The sequence below is a fragment of the Sphingorhabdus sp. genome, assembly GCF_046292425.1.
Taxonomy (GTDB): Bacteria; Pseudomonadota; Alphaproteobacteria; order Sphingomonadales; family Sphingomonadaceae; genus Sphingorhabdus_B.
Window position 1 is genome coordinate 20,531 of sequence record NZ_JBKBQV010000025.1, and the last position, 16,221, is coordinate 36,751.

Annotated in this window: 20 protein-coding genes, 1 tRNA gene and 1 pseudogene; 14 read left to right on the forward strand and 8 right to left on the reverse strand. The window is 54.0% G+C overall.

The features are described 5' to 3' along the window. Positions 1–96: 96 nt before the first annotated feature. From ACK4S7_RS07050 to ACK4S7_RS07085, 8 genes and pseudogenes are all read left to right on the forward strand, one after another. Positions 97–447, forward strand: a complete 351-nt coding sequence (locus ACK4S7_RS07050) for a thiol-disulfide oxidoreductase DCC family protein (RefSeq protein ID WP_409645370.1) — start codon at positions 97–99, stop codon at positions 445–447. Continuing rightward, positions 444–1,643: an FAD-binding domain-containing protein gene (locus ACK4S7_RS07055; RefSeq protein WP_409645371.1), complete on the forward strand. Its 1,200-nt coding sequence runs from the start codon at positions 444–446 to the stop codon at positions 1,641–1,643. Before ACK4S7_RS07050 ends, ACK4S7_RS07055 begins: the two co-directional genes overlap by 4 nt. A gap of 68 nt (positions 1,644–1,711) precedes the next feature. Continuing rightward, positions 1,712–2,464, forward strand: coding sequence for a head GIN domain-containing protein (locus ACK4S7_RS07060; RefSeq protein ID WP_409645372.1), 753 nt, complete (start codon positions 1,712–1,714; stop codon positions 2,462–2,464). 16 nt (positions 2,465–2,480) lie between these two features. Further along, the gene (locus tag ACK4S7_RS07065) at positions 2,481–3,104 is read left to right on the forward strand and encodes a class I SAM-dependent methyltransferase (protein ID WP_409645375.1); all 624 of its coding nucleotides are present in this window, start codon (positions 2,481–2,483) and stop codon (positions 3,102–3,104) included. After that, positions 3,059–3,817, forward strand: coding sequence for a GIN domain-containing protein (locus ACK4S7_RS07070; protein ID WP_409645378.1), 759 nt, complete (start codon positions 3,059–3,061; stop codon positions 3,815–3,817). Before ACK4S7_RS07065 ends, ACK4S7_RS07070 begins: the two co-directional genes overlap by 46 nt. Beyond that, complete coding sequence (locus ACK4S7_RS07075) at positions 3,817–4,329, forward strand: DUF192 domain-containing protein (RefSeq protein WP_409645381.1); 513 nt, start codon at positions 3,817–3,819, stop codon at positions 4,327–4,329. Before ACK4S7_RS07070 ends, ACK4S7_RS07075 begins: the two co-directional genes overlap by 1 nt. Positions 4,330–4,378: 49 nt before the next feature. Next, positions 4,379–4,765, forward strand: coding sequence for an NADH:ubiquinone oxidoreductase subunit NDUFA12 (locus ACK4S7_RS07080; RefSeq protein WP_409645420.1), 387 nt, complete (start codon positions 4,379–4,381; stop codon positions 4,763–4,765). 155 nt (positions 4,766–4,920) lie between these two features. Next, positions 4,921–5,172: pseudogene (locus tag ACK4S7_RS07085) on the forward strand (DUF2155 domain-containing protein); the annotation flags it as partial. 35 nt (positions 5,173–5,207) lie between these two features. On the opposite strand, the gene aat reads toward ACK4S7_RS07085, so the two are convergent. Continuing rightward, entirely contained in the window at positions 5,208–5,972 is a 765-nt protein-coding gene (aat, locus tag ACK4S7_RS07090) for a leucyl/phenylalanyl-tRNA--protein transferase (RefSeq protein ID WP_409645384.1), read from the reverse strand. Positions 5,973–6,123: 151 nt separating this feature from the next. Here aat and purC point away from each other — a divergent pair, with 151 nt between their 5' ends. Next, on the forward strand, positions 6,124–6,903 hold the full coding sequence (gene purC / locus ACK4S7_RS07095; RefSeq protein ID WP_409645387.1) for a phosphoribosylaminoimidazolesuccinocarboxamide synthase: 780 nt from the start codon (positions 6,124–6,126) through the stop codon (positions 6,901–6,903). A gap of 62 nt (positions 6,904–6,965) precedes the next feature. Continuing rightward, positions 6,966–9,845 carry a M16 family metallopeptidase gene (locus ACK4S7_RS07100; RefSeq protein ID WP_409645390.1) on the forward strand — a complete coding sequence of 960 codons (2,880 nt, stop codon included), beginning with the start codon at positions 6,966–6,968 and terminating at the stop codon, positions 9,843–9,845. A gap of 13 nt (positions 9,846–9,858) precedes the next feature. Here the strand turns inward: ACK4S7_RS07100 and ACK4S7_RS07105 are convergent, their stop codons facing one another. Further along, positions 9,859–9,990: a hypothetical protein gene (locus ACK4S7_RS07105; RefSeq protein WP_409645392.1), complete on the reverse strand. Its 132-nt coding sequence runs from the start codon at positions 9,988–9,990 to the stop codon at positions 9,859–9,861. Between the two features lie 200 nt (positions 9,991–10,190). Between ACK4S7_RS07105 and purS the strand changes: the two genes are divergently transcribed. Both purS and purQ read left to right on the forward strand, forming a co-directional pair. Beyond that, a complete protein-coding gene (purS, locus tag ACK4S7_RS07110) occupies positions 10,191–10,421 on the forward strand; it encodes a phosphoribosylformylglycinamidine synthase subunit PurS (RefSeq protein WP_409645395.1) in 231 nt (76 codons plus the stop codon). Continuing rightward, positions 10,421–11,086 (forward strand): phosphoribosylformylglycinamidine synthase subunit PurQ, encoded by a 666-nt coding sequence (purQ, locus tag ACK4S7_RS07115; RefSeq protein ID WP_409645397.1) that lies wholly within the window; start codon positions 10,421–10,423, stop codon positions 11,084–11,086. Before purS ends, purQ begins: the two co-directional genes overlap by 1 nt. Here purQ and ACK4S7_RS07120 read toward each other — a convergent pair. Both ACK4S7_RS07120 and ACK4S7_RS07125 read right to left on the reverse strand, forming a co-directional pair. After that, positions 11,039–11,443: a hypothetical protein gene (locus ACK4S7_RS07120; RefSeq protein ID WP_409645399.1), complete on the reverse strand. Its 405-nt coding sequence runs from the start codon at positions 11,441–11,443 to the stop codon at positions 11,039–11,041. The two genes, purQ and ACK4S7_RS07120, sit on opposite strands and share 48 nt — an antisense overlap. Before the next feature lie 6 nt (positions 11,444–11,449). Next, positions 11,450–12,181, reverse strand: a complete 732-nt coding sequence (locus ACK4S7_RS07125) for a queuosine precursor transporter (protein ID WP_409645401.1) — start codon at positions 12,179–12,181, stop codon at positions 11,450–11,452. A 58-nt stretch (positions 12,182–12,239) separates the two neighbouring features. On the opposite strand from ACK4S7_RS07125, the gene ACK4S7_RS07130 reads away from it, so the two are divergent. Further along, positions 12,240–12,316, forward strand: a tRNA-Arg gene (locus ACK4S7_RS07130). Between the two features lie 92 nt (positions 12,317–12,408). On the opposite strand, the gene ACK4S7_RS07135 is transcribed toward ACK4S7_RS07130, so the two are convergent. From ACK4S7_RS07135 to ACK4S7_RS07145, 3 genes are all read right to left on the reverse strand, one after another. Beyond that, positions 12,409–12,888: a CAP domain-containing protein gene (locus ACK4S7_RS07135; RefSeq protein ID WP_409645403.1), complete on the reverse strand. Its 480-nt coding sequence runs from the start codon at positions 12,886–12,888 to the stop codon at positions 12,409–12,411. Between the two features lie 135 nt (positions 12,889–13,023). Beyond that, positions 13,024–13,677: a L,D-transpeptidase family protein gene (locus tag ACK4S7_RS07140; RefSeq protein ID WP_409645406.1), complete on the reverse strand. Its 654-nt coding sequence runs from the start codon at positions 13,675–13,677 to the stop codon at positions 13,024–13,026. Next, positions 13,662–14,366 (reverse strand): PEPxxWA-CTERM sorting domain-containing protein, encoded by a 705-nt coding sequence (locus tag ACK4S7_RS07145; RefSeq protein WP_409645409.1) that lies wholly within the window; start codon positions 14,364–14,366, stop codon positions 13,662–13,664. Before ACK4S7_RS07145 ends, ACK4S7_RS07140 begins: the two co-directional genes overlap by 16 nt. Before the next feature lie 423 nt (positions 14,367–14,789). On the opposite strand from ACK4S7_RS07145, the gene ACK4S7_RS07150 reads away from it, so the two are divergent. Continuing rightward, on the forward strand, positions 14,790–14,960 hold the full coding sequence (locus tag ACK4S7_RS07150; RefSeq protein ID WP_409645412.1) for a hypothetical protein: 171 nt from the start codon (positions 14,790–14,792) through the stop codon (positions 14,958–14,960). 24 nt (positions 14,961–14,984) lie between these two features. On the opposite strand, the gene ACK4S7_RS07155 is transcribed toward ACK4S7_RS07150, so the two are convergent. Then, complete coding sequence (locus ACK4S7_RS07155) at positions 14,985–16,124, reverse strand: glycosyltransferase family 4 protein (protein WP_409645415.1); 1,140 nt, start codon at positions 16,122–16,124, stop codon at positions 14,985–14,987. Positions 16,125–16,221: the final 97 nt, after the last annotated feature.

The window sequence follows — 16,221 nt, forward strand, 5'->3', positions numbered from 1 at the left end:
TCTGAAGGGCGCTGGAAACGGCGCCCTTTTTTATGCAGGGGCATACCGCGAAACGCCCAGCCTGACATCGCTTTGCTCCACGTGGTAAGCCACGATATGTCAAAAGTAATTGTCTGGTATGACGGGGCTTGCCCCCTATGCATCCGCGAGATTGCGTTCATGCGTCGGTTGGACTGGCGAAGCGCAATCGACTTCCAGGACATTGCTCCGGAAGACGCCGTTTGTCCGCTCGACAGGCAGTTGATGCTGGCAAGATTTCACGCGAGCGAAGGCGGGGTGCTATTGTCTGGCGCGGCCGCCTTTGCAGCAATGTGGCGCGCCATTCCTTTGTTGAGTCCGCTCGGGTTCGCCGCGCGCAGCCCGTTCGTTCTTCGCCTTCTGGAACGGCTCTACATTCGCTTCCTCCGGCTCCGGCCCTGTCTGCAAAAACTATTGGCCCCAAAATGATTCTTGATAATTTTCCCGCAATGCGCAGTCATGCCTTGGCACGCCTTGCGCAATTCGCGCCGCGCGCTGGTCGGGATTATGCTACTGGCCGCAACTCGGATCCAGGCCCTCAGCAAATGGGCGCCGTGTCTAAATTGTCACCCTACATCCGCTATCGGTTAATTACCGAACAAGAGGTTGTCGGCACGACGCTTGGACAACACAGCGTTCCGGCTGCCGAGAAATATGTGCAGGAAGTTCTTTGGCGCACTTACTGGAAGGGCTGGCTTGAGATGCGCCCATCGGTTTGGACGCAGTTTGTGGAGGAACGCGACCAGCAACGCGACAGTCTTCCGGACGCCAGTGCGGTCCGCAACGCCGAGCATGGCGTAACAGGCATAGAGGGCTTTGACGACTGGGCGCGTGAGTTGGTGGAGACCGGCTATTTGCACAACCACGCAAGGATGTGGTTTGCCTCGATCTGGATATTCACCCTTCGCCTGCCATGGGTCTTAGGTGCAGACTTCTTCCTGCGGCACTTGGTGGACGCCGACGCCGCAAGCAACACTCTGTCATGGCGTTGGGTCGCTGGCCTTCAGACGGCGGGAAAAACCTATCTTGCGACCACCGACAATATCGAGCGATTTACCAATGGCAGATTTGCGCCAAAGGGCTTGGCTACCGTTGCTACTGTCCCGTCCGCTATGCCATTTGTCGAAGCACGACCCTTGCCCCAAGCCGCCTACTTCGATCCGCAAAAACCTGCATATGTGCTGGTGACACCCGAAGACCTCCACCCCGAGTCTGTTATTGGCGCACCAACCCAGATTAGGGGTGCCGCCATATTGTTTGACCCTGAAATCTTGTGGGGCGAAAACGCCCGTAGCTTCGTCGCCGCAGCGACAGGCGACGTCCTCGAACGCGTTCGCAACACCTTTCCATGTCCGGTCATAAGCCTGAATAGCCTCGATCCGTCAGCCCTGCTAGCGCAGGCCCGTGAATCGAGGGCGGAGCAAATCATTACACCTTATGCTCCAGTCGGCCCAATTGCAGACGCGCTAACCGGCATCGCCCCGCTATTGGCTTCTGAAGGCACTCCCCTCGTTCAGGTCCGCCGTAGTTGGGATGAAACTTTCTGGCCACTGGCAACCAAAGGCTTTTTTCCTTTCAAGGAACGCGTTCCCATGATCCTGCGCGACATGGGACTAGCGAGATAGGTTGCAAATATCAGTTGCGCCAAAAATGCCCAAGTGTATTGTTGCAGCAACACACGAGGAGTCGTCTGATGCGTAAAGCCCTTTGCCTACTTCCCTTTCTAGCTATTTCGCTTTCTGCGTGCGGCGAATCCGTTTCGGAGGCCGTCAACGATATCAAGGCTACCGAGGGCAACGGATTTGCCGATGGCAAAGTAATATCTGCCACGGCTGCTACCACTGATCCGTTCGGTTCGGTCAAAGCGCTCGGTCCGGATAACATCGTGTTTGTGACAGGCGATACCTTCACCATTAAAGCAGAAGGCAACGCCAAGGCGGTCGCGACGTTGCGTTACAAAATTGACGGCGACGCGATTGTTATCGGCCGGGAACAAGGCAAGTGGTTTGGCGAGGAGGGCAAGGGCGTGACGGTGACGATCACGGCGCCCGCTTTATCTTCCGCTTCGCTGGCAGGGTCAGGTGACTTCACCGCTGACCGGATGACCGGTGACGATGTCGAGGTGAAAATCGCCGGGTCAGGCAGTTTGAAAGTCGCCAACGTCGATGCCAAAAAGCTGGAAACAAAGATTGCAGGTTCGGGCGACGCAGTGATCGCGGGAAAAGTCGAACGTGCCGACTTCTCGGTATTGGGCTCGGGCAGCGTCGACGCGCAAAGCCTGACTGCCGTCGATGCCGACATATCAATTGCTGGTTCTGGCGACGTGCGTTTGAATGCTACAGGCAAGGTCAAGGCCAAGGTGGCTGGCAGCGGGGACATCAATGTGACTGGTGGTGCCACATGTGATTCGAAATCCATGGGCTCAGGCAGCATCAGTTGTTCCTAAGTTACGGCAGCCGCGAATGAGCAATTGGTGGGACCGCAATGTCGTTCCGCGGCTCATCGGTTGCGCGTGCACCCAACCTGCGGTGATGCGTGACAGAGCGAAAGTGGTGCCCCGCGCGACGGGAGATGTTCTTGAACTGGGCTGCGGCGCACCCAATCTGGATTACTATGACTGGTCACAGGTGCGATCTCTTTCGGGCGTCGATCCATCTGCGGAACTGCTTGACCGGGCGAAAATCGCTCTGGAAATTAAAGGCCTGAAGGCCAATTTCATACCGGGTGTTGCAGAGGCGCTTCCTTTTTCCAGCGCCAGCTTTGACACTGTCGTCACGACCTTTACACTTTGTTCGGTCCAAGACACTAAAGCTGCCTTGTCGGAAGCGAAGCGCGTGTTGAAGCCCGGCGGACGCCTATTGTTTGTGGAGCACGGGCGTGCACCCGATAGTACCGTCGCAGCATGGCAGACCCGGATTGAACCTGTCTGGAAACGGATCGCTGGCGGTTGCCATTTGACCCGCCCTGTAACTCAGGCCATATCTGAAGCTGGCTTTGTGTGTAGTGCACCGCAAGGACATTATATGAAAAGGACACCGAAATGGCTTGGCTGGGTCGAATGGGGCGAAGCAAGATTGGCGGACTAAGGCTTGCTGCTTTTCTGGCTGCGGGACTGGCGGTAGGCAGTCCTTTGTCCGCCGAAGAGCGCAAGATGCTTGTCGCAAGCTTCGACAAGGTCGAGGTAATTGGCGATATCAATGTCGAAATCATGACGGGTAAGGCACCCTCTGCCCGAGTCAGCGGCGATAAGCGCGTGCTGGATGCGCTGAAGCTCGAACGCGTCGGCATGACCCTGCGAGTTAGGCTTCAAGGTGCTTTGAACAACGCGAAGGGCGCCGTGATCACTCGGCCCGTTTTGGTGCAGCTTACAACACAAGCGGTTAAGGACATGACTGTCGCTGGTAATGGATCGGTTAAAATATCGAACGTCGAACAGCCCGACGCTGTGCGCATGCTTGTTGCTGGCAATGGCTCAATTTTGGCCGAGAACGTAACAGCAGACAAATTTTCCGCCAACATCAATGGAAACGGACGAATTGCTGTTAACAACGGTCGGGTTCGTACCGGGAAAGTTACGCTGGACGGAGCGGGGCAATTTGAGGCGCCAAACTTGAAAATGCGCACCATTCGGCTTGAACATAGCGGCAATGGAATGTCCAACGTGCAAGCTCTGGAAGAGGCCGACATTTTTAACAGTGGCACCGGCAATATTACTGTTGGCGGTAGCGGGAGCTGCTTCATCAAACAGGCCGGAAGCGCCGCAATCAATTGCGCCCGGACCGAAAAAGGATCGCGTTAATGAATTTTGGCCCGTTTAGCCGCTGCGGCATATATGCTGTCGCATTTTCTGTTACTGCATGCACTATGCCAGCCAATGGCGGAAGCCAAGAAGCCGGCTGTGTCCCTGGCGTAGCAGCTGGACAGTCGGCAGCGGGACTCGAGCAAGTTATCTTATGCGTTACAAGCGCCAATAAAACCCACGCATTCACCGTTGAAGTTGCGCGTACTACCGCCCAGCAAGCCAAGGGGTTAATGTTCAGGACCGAGCTTCCCGACAATGCAGGCATGATTTTTCCTTTTCCAGAGCCGCGAATCGCGAGTTTCTGGATGAAGAACACTGTCATTTCCCTCGACATCATCTTCGTACGCGCAAACGGCACAATTGAGAGTATCGCCGATAACACTGTTCCTTATTCGACAGTCCCCGTTGCGTCAGGCGAACCCGTGACCGCCGTTCTTGAACTGCGCGGTGGGTTGGCAGCGGAAATGGGCATCGCCGCTGGCGATAACGTTGTCTGGTCGGCTAAATAGGACCAAATAAGGATTGCGCGGTAACGTGCTTGGTCCTAATCGCGAAGCCATGGGAATACTCGGTAAAATCTTCACTTGGTGGGACGGCGCCACAATCGGCACTTTAATCTACAGCTGGCGTAAAGGCAAAGCTGTCGGCACCGACACTGAAGGCAATGCATATTATCAGTCGGCAGATGGTAAGCGCCGTTGGGTCATTTACAATGGCCCTAATGACGCTAGCCGAGTCTCGCCAGATTGGCATGGCTGGCTCCATGGCACGCATGATGGGGATCCGGAAAGCTATCTGCCGCCGCATCGCGGATTTGAAGCCGCACCCGTGCCCAATCTGACCGGAACCGACGCCGCCTACCGTCCCGCTGGATCGATTGAGCGGGGTGGCCATCGTGCCCGTGCGACGGGCGATTATGAGGCATGGAGTCCCGACGGATCATGATCCGCGTGCGCGGTCTGCTGCTTGTGCCAATGCTGGCAACGCTTTTCGCGTGTGGCTCTCCTAAAGACGACTCGGTAGCGCCCGAAAAATCAGGCAAGGCCCTTCCAACAAATGACAAAATCGTTACAGTAGCCAGCGAAACCATTGGCACACCCATGGCGGAGCGTGTTGCAGTTCTTGGTCTGTTGAATAAGCGGAACGGGCAAACGCGCGACATTGAACTCAAACCCGGCGAAGCCATCCGCTTTGACAAGGTGGTCGTGAGACTGCGGGCGTGCGAAAAAACCGCACCGTGGGAGAATGCGCCCGACGAAGGTGCGTTTGTACAACTACTCGTCAACGAACGCCCGCCTGGCACGACCGAGGCCGAGCGATGGCGCAATATATTCTCGGGCTGGCTATTCAAGGAAAACCCAGCAGCCAACGTGGTAGAGCACCCGATTTATGACGTCTGGGTCAAGGCTTGCAAAATGAGCTTTCCCGGCGAAGAGGCACCAGTGGAAGAGAAATCTTCCGATACTTCCCCATCTGCCACCCCTGCTAACAAAGCACCATCCAGCGCACCCCAGTCGGCCCCTGCACCTGCGGTGCCAACACCGGAAGAAGCTAGGCCTGACGAAGCCTGAACCGCTTTGGTCAGCGCGTTTTCAAGCAGGTTAAGATACGAGCCTTGAGTTATTTCGATAGCGCCGAGGCTTGCCAAATGGTCTGTCATGAACTGGCAATCCAGTAGCAAAAACCCGCCTAGCTTAAGCCTTGCAACTAGCCACGCCAACGCGACTTTCGATGCATTGGTCTCACGCGAAAACATGCTCTCGCCAAAAAAGGCCCGCCCCAGTTCCAAGCCGTACAGACCACCCACTAGGCGATCGCCTGACCAGCATTCTATACTGTGCGCGCGGCCCAGGTCGTGCAAGCGGCCAAAGGCATCCTCGATATCCGGGTTGATCCACGTGTCTCGCCGATCCGCCTGTGACTCTGCACAAGTGGCGATGACCTGTCTAAAGGCAGTGTCGGCAGTTACGACAAACCGGTCTTGCCGGATGGCTTTGGCCAGTGATTTAGACAGGCGAAACCCGTCAAGCGGCATTATCGCCCGATATTCGGGTTCAATCCAAAACGTGTCCGGATCATCGCGAGCGTCGGACATCGGGAATATGCCATTGGCGTAGGCCTGAAGCAGCAAATCCAGATCAAGGGGCAACACATGTCCTTTCGTATCCGACGGAAGCACCTATCTCGAATTGCGCCAACGCATGCAATGGATTATAGCCTTAAAAACCGCCCCGGCAGAGTTAGGTCCGATGAGGACCAACCCCGCCGGGGCGCATCATTTCAAGCAAAGTCAGGGACCCCATATGACCCGCCGCCGCAAAATATACGAAGGCAAGGCCAAGATTCTTTATGAAGGTCCTGAACCCGGCACTTTAATTCAATATTTCAAGGACGATGCCACGGCCTTCAACGCGCAAAAGAAAGGCACCATTGCTGGTAAGGGCGTCATTAATAACCGCGTGTCCGAGCATGTCTTTACGCGGCTTAGCTACATCGGCATCCCCACGCACTTCATCCGCCGTCTCAATATGCGGGAACAACTAGTCCGTCAGGTCGAAATCGTACCGATTGAGGTCATCGTCCGCAACGTTGCCGCGGGCACTTTGTCAAAGCGCCTTGGTATTGAAGAGGGTACTCCCCTTCCACACACTTTGCTGGAATACTGCTACAAAGACGATAGCCTTGGCGACCCATTGGTAGCCGAAGAGCACATCGCTTGCTTCGGTTGGGCAACGCAGGAGGAAATGCAGGACATTTCGTCCATGGCGATCCGCATTAACGACTTTATGTGCGGCATGTTCGCTGCCATCGGTATTCGCTTGGTCGACTTTAAACTGGAATTCGGGCGTTTGTTTGATGGCGATTTTTCGCGAATCATACTTGCTGATGAAATCAGTCCGGACGGTTGTCGCCTTTGGGATATCGAAACAGGTGAGAAACTGGACAAAGACCGTTTTCGCCGTGATCTTGGGGGTGAAGCAGAAGCCTATCAAGAAGTGGCCCGCCGCCTTGGCCTGATGCCTGACGAAAGCGAAGGGGCAGTCCTCGACATGGTGAGCCACCGGCTGCGAAAAGGTAAGTAATCCAACTATTTACATAGATTTATATTGCCGTTGCCAAATTTTTGCGGAAGAGTGCTGAGCGTATGAAGAAAGCGTTTCGCCTGTTCCTTGGGTTGGCTGCCGTTTTGGCGGGCGCGACATCTTCATATGCTGCGCCTCCCTCTGCACCACCTGTCGGCGCAGAGCGTACGCAGCCATGGAATGCCGAAACGTCCGATCTCGAACCGGACACCAGCATCGTTTACGGACGGCTAGCCAATGGTTTGCGCTATGCCATTCGTCCAAACCAGCGTCCGCAGAACCAAGTTTTCATTCGCATGGCAATCGACTTTGGCTCGGCCGCGGAGGCTGATGATGAGCAGGGTCTTGCCCATTTTATCGAGCATATGGCCTTTAATGGCACCACCAATGTGCCTGAGGGCGAAATGGTCAGGATGCTGGAGCGGCTTGGCCTGGCCTTTGGCGCCGACACAAACGCATCAACTGGCTATACCCAAACGCAATACAAGCTCGATCTACCTAGGCCCGATCCGAATTTAATTGAACGGGCGTTTTTTCTAATGCGAGAAACGGCGCGGGAGATAAGGTTCGACCCCGCGGCCGTTGACCGGGAGCGCGGTATTATCTTAGCCGAACGTCGTGAGCGGGAGAATTTTGGCTTTCAAAGTGCGCGCGCGGCAAACAGTCTGTTTTATCCAGACACCTTTTATGCAAAACGTTACCCGATTGGCACAGAGGAAGTCATTCAAACCGCAACGGGTGAGCGCATGGAGGCGCTCTATCGCAAATATTATCGTCCTGATCGGATCAAAATCATCGTCGTTGGGCCCGTTGACCCTGTCGCAATTGAGCGTGAACTGGTCTCCAAATTTGCTGACTGGCAAGTCACAGCGCCCCCGCTGGGCGCAATTGACCAGTGCCAACTTAATACTTCACGTGGCATGTCGGCGCAAAGCTTCGTACACCCAGAAGTAAGCGAAAGCATGAGTCTTCAGCAATTTTTGGAAGATAGAAAGCGTCCTGACACCGTACAACGGGCAATGATTGAACTGAAGATGAGCATCGCTACCGCGATTTTGTCACAGCGTATGACGCGGCGTTCACGAAACGAAGACATCCCTTTTTTGGGTGGCGCCGTGAATTTCAACTTTGGCCTTTGCGATCAATATGCAGCAATCAGCTACGGCGTTGCGGGCAAGGACGGAAGCTGGCAGGCGTTACTACCGTTTACCGAACAGACTATCCGGCAGGGCGTGCAATATGGATTCGATGAATCTGAAATTGCCGAACAACTTAAACGCTTCGACACCCGATACGAAAACGGCGCCAAGGATGAACGCACAAAGTCAAGCGCAACTATAGCCAACGCCTTAGTGGCGCTGGACGATGACGTCTACAATTCCGACCAATATCGTCACTTGTTGTGGCGGCAATTGCGACCATTTATGACCAAGGCTGCCATTGACCAAGAATTTGCTTTTTGGTTTGGCCAGATGACTGCGCCACAAATTTTCCTGACGACAAAGCAAACGAGCGGTGTTTCCGCCGCAGAGATTATGGCAGCTTTCGCCGCAAGCAGAGCAGCCCCGGTTTCCCCGGCTGATGAGCGCAAGGCCGTGACTTTTGCTTATTCAGACTTTGGTACTGCAGGAACAGTCGCAGAGGATCAGACCATAAACGACCTTGGCATCCGGACTATTCGATTTTCCAATGGTGTCCTGCTCAACCTGAAAAAGACAGATTTCGAAGACAACCGCATTCGTTATTCGCTACGGATTGATGGTGGCAAATTGCATTTCGGCCGAGAAAAGGCGGTCTTGGCTTGGCTTATGTCGTCGACTTATGTGTCAGGTGGCCTGGAAGCGCATGATATTGATGAATTGCGGTCGATTTTAGCGGGAACAACAGTGTCGCCTGCGTTCGGTGTCGCCGAAAGCTATTTTGGAGCTGCAGGAGCGGTGGCGCCAGTTGATTTAGAGCGCCAGTTACAGGTTATGGCCGCCTACATCACCAGTCCCGGCTATTCGGCAAATGCGTTGCGCCTGTTCCGACGTCCGCTGCCCGAATTATATGCGCGGCTAAGCGCAACGCCCGCGTCGGCACTAGGCGTCGCGATGGCCCGGATTATGACCGATGACGACCCCCGTTTTGCGCTTGTTCCACTCAAGACAATTCAAGCCGCAGATTTTGATATGCTCAAGGCAGCTTTGGGCGACGTTTTGAAACAGAACCGCATTGAGATAGCTCTGGTCGGCGATATGGACGAGGACGCCGCAATTGCTGCTGTAGCACGCAGCTTTGGCGCACTTCCTGCGCGCGCGACCAATGGCCTTGATTATACCGCGCAACGACAATTGCGGTGGAGTGAAGCGCGCGGAAACTTTGATATTCCGCACAATGGTGAACAGAACCAACTGGCCTGGCGTCGCGTTTGGACGACGACCGGTGACCTTGATCAGAAAACGACCCAGTCAATGGACTTGCTGGCGCGGGTGATGACGTTGCGCTTGACAGACGAGCTGCGCGAAAATTTAGGCGCGACTTATGGTGTCGGTGCCAGTTCCGACATGTCTGATATCTATCCTATGCGCGGCGCACTCTCTGTCTCTACAAGTGGCGATCCCAAAGATCTTGCAGCAATCGAAGCAACGATCGATCAGGTCGTGCAGGAGTTGGTAAATGGGCCAGTTGATGCAGATGTCTTTGAACGGGCGCGTAAGCCTGTGCTAGAAAGCTATGCCGATTGGCAAAAGCGGAACGATACATGGCTGGGCGTAGCGTCCGAGGCACAGACGAATACGGACAGGCTGCAACGGTTCCGGCAAAACCGCGAAAATTTCGCGTCGATAACGGCGCAGGACATTTGGACACTCGCAAAACTATATTTAGGGAAACCGGCGCAGTTCACATTCCGGGCGCTACCCGCCCAGTTAGTCAGCGACAGGACAGAAGCTGTCAATTAACCCGGTCTTGGTTTTAACCTTTGGTCTTGTATCCGCACACTATACCTAGGATGAAGGCCAGAAAAAGTCCCAACTGAACCTCGTCGATTGCTGCGCCGCTCCACCCGAAGAGTTCATGCCCAAAGGCGAATAGCCCGATAAACATAGCAGTCGCCAAACCAACCATGAGATCCCCCGATCGGCACAATTGCCGCAATGACCATGATATAAGGTATGACAATATACCCGACCCGCTGAAAACGAGATGTCCAAGCATGGTTAAAATCCGCTTACCGTTAGCTTGCACTTGAATCGCACGTCGCTGCTTCTATAGGAATTTGAAACAGCCAATCGGATGGGTCCCAAATGAAAACGCGCATTTTTGTAACGTTAAAGAACGGAGTTCTCGATCCGCAAGGGAAGGCTATCCATCATGCTATCGAAGGATTAGGCTTTACAGGCGTGCATGACGTCAGGGCTGGGCGACTTATCGAAATCGAGCATGACCCGGGTGTCTCATCGGCTGATCTGGAGGCAATGTGCACCAAGCTGCTAGCCAATATGGTCATCGAGAATTTCGAGATTGAGCAGGCCTGATGCGTGCGGCAGTCATCCAGTTTCCGGGTTCCAATTGCGACCGCGACATGGCTGTGGCTATTCGCGACATCACTGGCGCAGAAACGACACTCGTGTGGCATCGTGCGAACGATCTGCCGGATGGATTGGACCTGATTGCGATTCCCGGGGGGTTTTCCTACGGCGATTATCTGCGCTCTGGCGCAATGGCAGCACGCTCGCCTGTCATGCGAGCCGTTGTGACAGCGGCTGAACGGGGCGTTCCCGTGCTGGGCGTCTGCAATGGCTTTCAGATATTAACCGAGGCGGGATTGCTGCCTGGAGCGCTGATGCGAAATGCCGGTATACGCTTTGTGTGCCGCACCGTCGCGCTGACGGTGGAAAACAACCAGTCCGCTTTTACAAATGGCTATTCTACCCATGAGCAAATCCACATTCCGGTCGCGCATCATGACGGCAATTATTTTGCTGACACGGCAACACTCGACAGGCTTGAGGGCAGTGGCCGGGTGGCCTTCCGTTATGCTGAAAATGTTAACGGCTCCGCGCGCAACATCGCCGGCGTGCTGAATGACGCGGGCAATGTCTTAGGTATGATGCCGCACCCAGAACGCATGACAGAAGCCGTACATGGCGGTTCAGACGGTCGTCGCCTGTTCGAGGGGCTGATGCGCCAGATCGCGTGATGCCGCGGGAACGCGCTGGCGCTCAGGCGTTTTGCGCGGAAACAGAAAGCGACCCAGAATCAAAATAACCGTGGGCCAGAACATTGTATTGTACAGGTCATGCAGTGAGGCGTCCAAAGTCGCTTCGCCCGGTGCATTTGCTCTAAGGTCAGCATATTCGTTGAACAATTCCGCGATGAACACGATAAACCAACACCATAAGCTGTCCGGTCGCCGCCGCAAAACCATAGCCGACACGAACAAGATCATCAATGAGCCATGAATGTGCATCGCATCATTGGTCAGGCCGACCTTTTCAATCAGCCATATTTTGCAACCGATCCATCTCTCGGCCAGATATAGTAAATATTCCTGCATGATGTCCTAAACTTTGGTTTTGAAGGGCGAGAAATCCGTGCCCTCGTCGAAAATTTCGACGCCTTCTTTCCGTTTAAGCCAGCCCACAACGACATAGGTGAGAGGTGTCAGAACAACTTCCCAGCCCACTTTTAAAAGCCAGTTTGTAATCATAACGCTGATGACCTGTTCGTTGCTCCACACCCCCCAAAATGCCAGAGGGTAAAAGATGACGCTGTCAACGCCCTGCCCTACGACGGTGGATCCAATCGTGCGTGACCATAAATGTTTCCCGCCAGTCCAGACTTTCATACGTGCCATGACATAACTGTTCACGAATTCGCCAGCCCAGAACGCTGCTATTGATGCAATAACAATACGCCAGACCTGGCCGAATACACTTTCATATGCTGCCTGCCCTTCCCAACCTGGGGCTGGAGGCAAGGCCACTACAACCCAGCTCATAAAAGCCATAAAAAGCAGAGCTGCGAAGCCGGCCCATATGACCCGGCGGGCACGGGCATAGCCATAGACTTCAGTCAGGACGTCGCCAATAACGTAGCCTAGCGGAAAAAATAATATCCCGGCACCAAATATCCATTGTTCGCCCGATATCGTCAGTGCAGCGGGTTTGGCAGCGCCAATGACATTCGATAGCAATAAAATGGCAACAAAGGCTGCCATGACGTAATCATAATAACGAAACTGGCGGCCGGTGACCGCGCTGGCGCTTTCTTGAACAATAGGAGCATCATGCATGTATCGACATAAGCAGCTTTGCGTTCCGGCGCAAAGCCGTTATTGCGACTGACAGCGCGCGCCCTTAGCTCAGCTGGATAGAGCGCGAGACTTCTAATCTTGAGGCCACAGGTTCGACTCCTGTAGGGCGCGCCAAAACGTTAAACGGTTGATATGTTTCCTGAATTCTTGAAACGTAAGTTTTACTGAACCTGTGCACACTAAGGCACGGCCATCGTGCAAGATTCTCAGCTATATAATGGATCAACCCCTCGGCGGTTGCCGGGTTCGCTGTAACGGCAGACCATAATTTCTTCATCGCCGCGCTGGCTCATCCCACAGCCCACAGCCTCGGTCCGACGCCAAACGATTTGCGTATAATGGCTAACGTCCTGTACTCGACCGGTTTTGCTGTTTGCCGGAAACACACCTTCCACAAAATGGGCCTTTTCGGATATCCAAAGCCCCACCATATCTTCGGGGAAAAATGCGCCCGAGGTGCCGCCCCAAATGTTTTCCCCTTCCAAAGGTTCGCCCGGAATATTGGGTGAATGCTCAAACTTACCGGTTGCAGCCAAATGTTCGGCCCAACGCGTTGCCCGGTGAGCAAGCCCCGCGTCCCACTCAAGTTGCGGTAAACCAAGTATCTGCCGTTCCCTATTGTGACTTGCCAGAATGCGATTTTCAAAATCAGTCGTACGACCTTGCATTCCGGGCAAAAATGTCATCACTGCAGCAAGTATCGCAATCTTGGCGGAAGCTTTGACTGGGCTAGTGATAGAATAGCGTTGCACCATGCCCGAAGGCTACCGTCGGGGCTCCTAAGACATCGTGCCATCATATGGCTAACGCAATTTAACCATTCATATCCGCTGGCTTGCGTTATGGGCTGATCGCGTTATTTCAACGATATTCCCTACATCCGTTGCATCAAATAATTTTTCTGCGAACTCAACAGGTAGGCCAATGCAGCCATGCGAGGCGCGCCGACTGGACATCGGACTGCCATGCAGCGCCACACCGTCGTTGGTAATGAATAATGAGGCCGGCATCGGCGCATCATACGTACGCGAGTGATAATTTCGCTGCTTGTTCAGGACGGGAAAACGCCCCTCTGGCGATGACATGTCTTCTGCGCCGTAGACAATCACCGCTGTACCAATTTCATGACCATGTCGATAGGCTGATATCATCTGGCGGCGAAGGTCGACCCAAATAATAACGTCACCCTTTGGCACGCCATCTTCGTTCCAAACAAAATCACCGTGCCGCATACCCACAGGCACCTTCAACAGACTTTTGGCCTCTGGAGGAGCCAACTTTTGTTCTGCGAGCAAACGGGCATCATTGTTGGAGAGCAGGTCGCGGTGCCGGGGTAAAGCCAGACCTTGCGTCCCAGCGAATTGTGCCTTTTGCACAACGGACTGTCGGCTTGATCCCGAAAAGTTTTTGCCAACAAGCGCAAAGCTACCGGTTACTAACAAAACCAGAAGCGCAATTATTATACCGTTGCGCAATTTCCTGCTTGTCCCGAGCCCCAAACTTTACGTGCCTTACCTCGACGGATCGATGCCCCGACGGCAGCAAAGCCAATGAGCAACAGCATCCATGTCGATGGCTCTGGCACAGCTGTGGCTATCGGAGGCGGAGCTGGTGGAAGCGATCCGTCACCAGTGCCACCGGAACCGCCACCCCCGCCAATAACTCCGCCACCTGACGGAATGCCGCCAGTAACCGGCGAAAAAATGCCCGACCCTACAGGAAGCATGGCCAATGCGGGGATTGCCGCTGGAACAGAACCTGCATCAAGCGGAAGAAATTCTACATTTTGCGCTGGCGCCGAAGGACCAGCCAGACTTTGCAGCGGCTCTTCAAAAATTTTACCCAGCGCCCGTTGCGTTGGCTTTCGTTCGCTGGGCGCTTTTGCATTTTCGGCAAGGCTCCGTTGAGCCTTCCCTTTAAGAATATCGGTTGCGCCGCGCTCACCTGGAGATCTGCCAAGAAAGGCTTGAACGGCATTGCTACCGTTCACTGCTATGCGCTCGGCCGCCTCGGCCGTCTGCGCGAGACTATTGCTGATACCGATTTGGGCAAAGAACCGCTGCCCAACCGAAGTGCTGCCCGCGCCCGAAACGGCGGCAACCGCCACCACAGCCGTAAGACCGAATTTAAATTTGCCAAGGTGAGCGAATTTGGAGACTTCCATCTCAAGAATGCCTTTCGGATTCGACGCTATCGCCCTTGAGTAAGACTCCCAACCTGACATTTATGGCCGCAGGCAAGAAATGAGACGCCGTGCCCAAACACAATATGCAATTCATAAAACATCCCCGGTTAACGACCTGTATGGAACACTCCCATAACGGAAATGTTCCAGACTGCGCCTGAAATGAGACGAGCCGAGGCACACCATTTCGATCATTATCCGACGATAGAAATATACCGCATTTTACCGCTGAGATGCGCTTTTTCGCGGGAAAAGATGGTGAACAAAAGGTTAATATACGGGTTTAGCCTGGAGCAATGGGTACCATTTTGGCGCACATGCTGAGATAAAATTAAGGAATGGACCAGCTAATGAACAATCATGTTAGACCAGCAACAGAATTGTGGTCATCAGGAGGATGCGATGAATGATATTATTTTCCGCGCATTCCAGCTAGCGAGGGAGGGATGCTACCAGAATGTCCGACACCTTGAAGTTGCTCTGGCCAAGGAAGGTTACGATCAGGCACAACTTCACCTGAGCGGCTCTCTCATCCGCAAGCAGCTTTATGCCATTTTGAGGAAAAAAGACTGATCACACACGCTGACAACTGGGGCTTCAACGGGCTGTTGATCCATCCTTTTTGGGTGCGCCTACAAATAGCTTCTTTAGTATTTCAGCGGCCGGAGCACTTCCAAACTCTGCCTGAACCCGGTTAAAGCCTTGGCGCCCAAGTACTGTGCGCATTTCCGGGTTAGCAAGCAGTTTCGATAATTGCTGCTCCAGATCAACCCAATTGGATGGGGTGAATAACAGCCCTGTGACGCCTTCAGATACCAGTTCGGGAATACCTGCCACTTGGCTTGCGACTACGGCCTTGCGCATGGCGAGGGCTTCTATCAGCACCACGGGCAGACCTTCCATCAAGCTGGGCAGCACCATGATATCGCTTTGCTCTATTTCCCAAAGCGTTTCCGGTTCAGGCAGCGCCCCTGTGAAGCGCACTACGCGGTCGAGTGCTAACGATTTTGTTGTAGCGTGGATAGCATCGCCACTTGGTCCATCCCCCACAATTGTCGCTGTAAATACGGCACCTTTCGCGTGAAGTCGCGCCAAGACTTCTAACAAGCCAAAATAGCCCTTTTCAGCGGACAGGCGGCCTACGGTAATAATCCGGACTGAGGCGGCCTGCCCTTGTTCTACGATTGTACGGCGGCTGGCGTCTAAGGAGTCTCCTACCGTTTGGATCCGATCAACATCCACGCCGCAGCGGATAATGTGCATTTTTTCCCAATGCTGGAAGTCAACCGCCCGCATGGCTTGCGCCCGCATGAAATAGCTTGCACAGGCGACAAAATCAGCACGCTCCAACTTATCGCTCAGGAGCACTCCGGCGGGGTAGTCGGTTTCGGAAATTCCATGCAGAGTGAAGCTCCATGGTATGTTTAGATAATGTGCAGCAATTAATCCGACGGTTGCCGCACTATTTGCAAAATGGTTGTGCAAATGGGTGCAACCGGCGGTCTTCATTAACGTTGCAAGCAGCATCGCCTCAACGAAGTGAAACTGCGACCAAAGCAGCGCACGCAGCCCGGGAGGACGATGGCGAAGTGCCAAGCTCCAACTCGATAAAAATCTTCCGGGATGCCGACCAAATGTTTGAAGAAGCGCGATGGGGTAACTGTGGAAAGCTCTGCCGAAAACGGCCTCAACACCATCCTCGTTTTGCGATGCCTGAATGGAAAAGGGGGTAATCAACACCCCCGCCTTTCTTAAAGCCGCAACCTCCCGACGCACAAATGTGTGCGAGGGGGCGAAATAATCACTAACGAGATAAGCCACCTGGATCATTTAT

Coding starts and splice junctions, on each gene's coding strand:
- purC (WP_409645387.1), top strand. CDS start 6,124: ATGACCCGCCGCCGCAAAATATACGAAGGCAAGGCCAAGATTCTTTAT.
- ACK4S7_RS07135 (WP_409645403.1), bottom strand. CDS start 12,888: ATGACATTTTTGCCCGGAATGCAAGGTCGTACGACTGATTTTGAAAAT.
- purS (WP_409645395.1), top strand. CDS start 10,191: ATGAAAACGCGCATTTTTGTAACGTTAAAGAACGGAGTTCTCGATCCG.
- ACK4S7_RS07065 (WP_409645375.1), top strand. CDS start 2,481: ATGAGCAATTGGTGGGACCGCAATGTCGTTCCGCGGCTCATCGGTTGC.
- ACK4S7_RS07050 (WP_409645370.1), top strand. CDS start 97: ATGTCAAAAGTAATTGTCTGGTATGACGGGGCTTGCCCCCTATGCATC.
- purQ (WP_409645397.1), top strand. CDS start 10,421: ATGCGTGCGGCAGTCATCCAGTTTCCGGGTTCCAATTGCGACCGCGAC.
- ACK4S7_RS07105 (WP_409645392.1), bottom strand. CDS start 9,990: ATGTTTATCGGGCTATTCGCCTTTGGGCATGAACTCTTCGGGTGGAGC.
- ACK4S7_RS07060 (WP_409645372.1), top strand. CDS start 1,712: ATGCGTAAAGCCCTTTGCCTACTTCCCTTTCTAGCTATTTCGCTTTCT.
- ACK4S7_RS07120 (WP_409645399.1), bottom strand. CDS start 11,443: ATGCAGGAATATTTACTATATCTGGCCGAGAGATGGATCGGTTGCAAA.
- ACK4S7_RS07070 (WP_409645378.1), top strand. CDS start 3,059: ATGGCTTGGCTGGGTCGAATGGGGCGAAGCAAGATTGGCGGACTAAGG.
- ACK4S7_RS07145 (WP_409645409.1), bottom strand. CDS start 14,366: ATGGAAGTCTCCAAATTCGCTCACCTTGGCAAATTTAAATTCGGTCTT.
- ACK4S7_RS07055 (WP_409645371.1), top strand. CDS start 444: ATGATTCTTGATAATTTTCCCGCAATGCGCAGTCATGCCTTGGCACGC.
- ACK4S7_RS07125 (WP_409645401.1), bottom strand. CDS start 12,181: ATGCATGATGCTCCTATTGTTCAAGAAAGCGCCAGCGCGGTCACCGGC.
- ACK4S7_RS07100 (WP_409645390.1), top strand. CDS start 6,966: ATGAAGAAAGCGTTTCGCCTGTTCCTTGGGTTGGCTGCCGTTTTGGCG.
- ACK4S7_RS07150 (WP_409645412.1), top strand. CDS start 14,790: ATGAATGATATTATTTTCCGCGCATTCCAGCTAGCGAGGGAGGGATGC.
- ACK4S7_RS07080 (WP_409645420.1), top strand. CDS start 4,379: ATGGGAATACTCGGTAAAATCTTCACTTGGTGGGACGGCGCCACAATC.
- ACK4S7_RS07075 (WP_409645381.1), top strand. CDS start 3,817: ATGAATTTTGGCCCGTTTAGCCGCTGCGGCATATATGCTGTCGCATTT.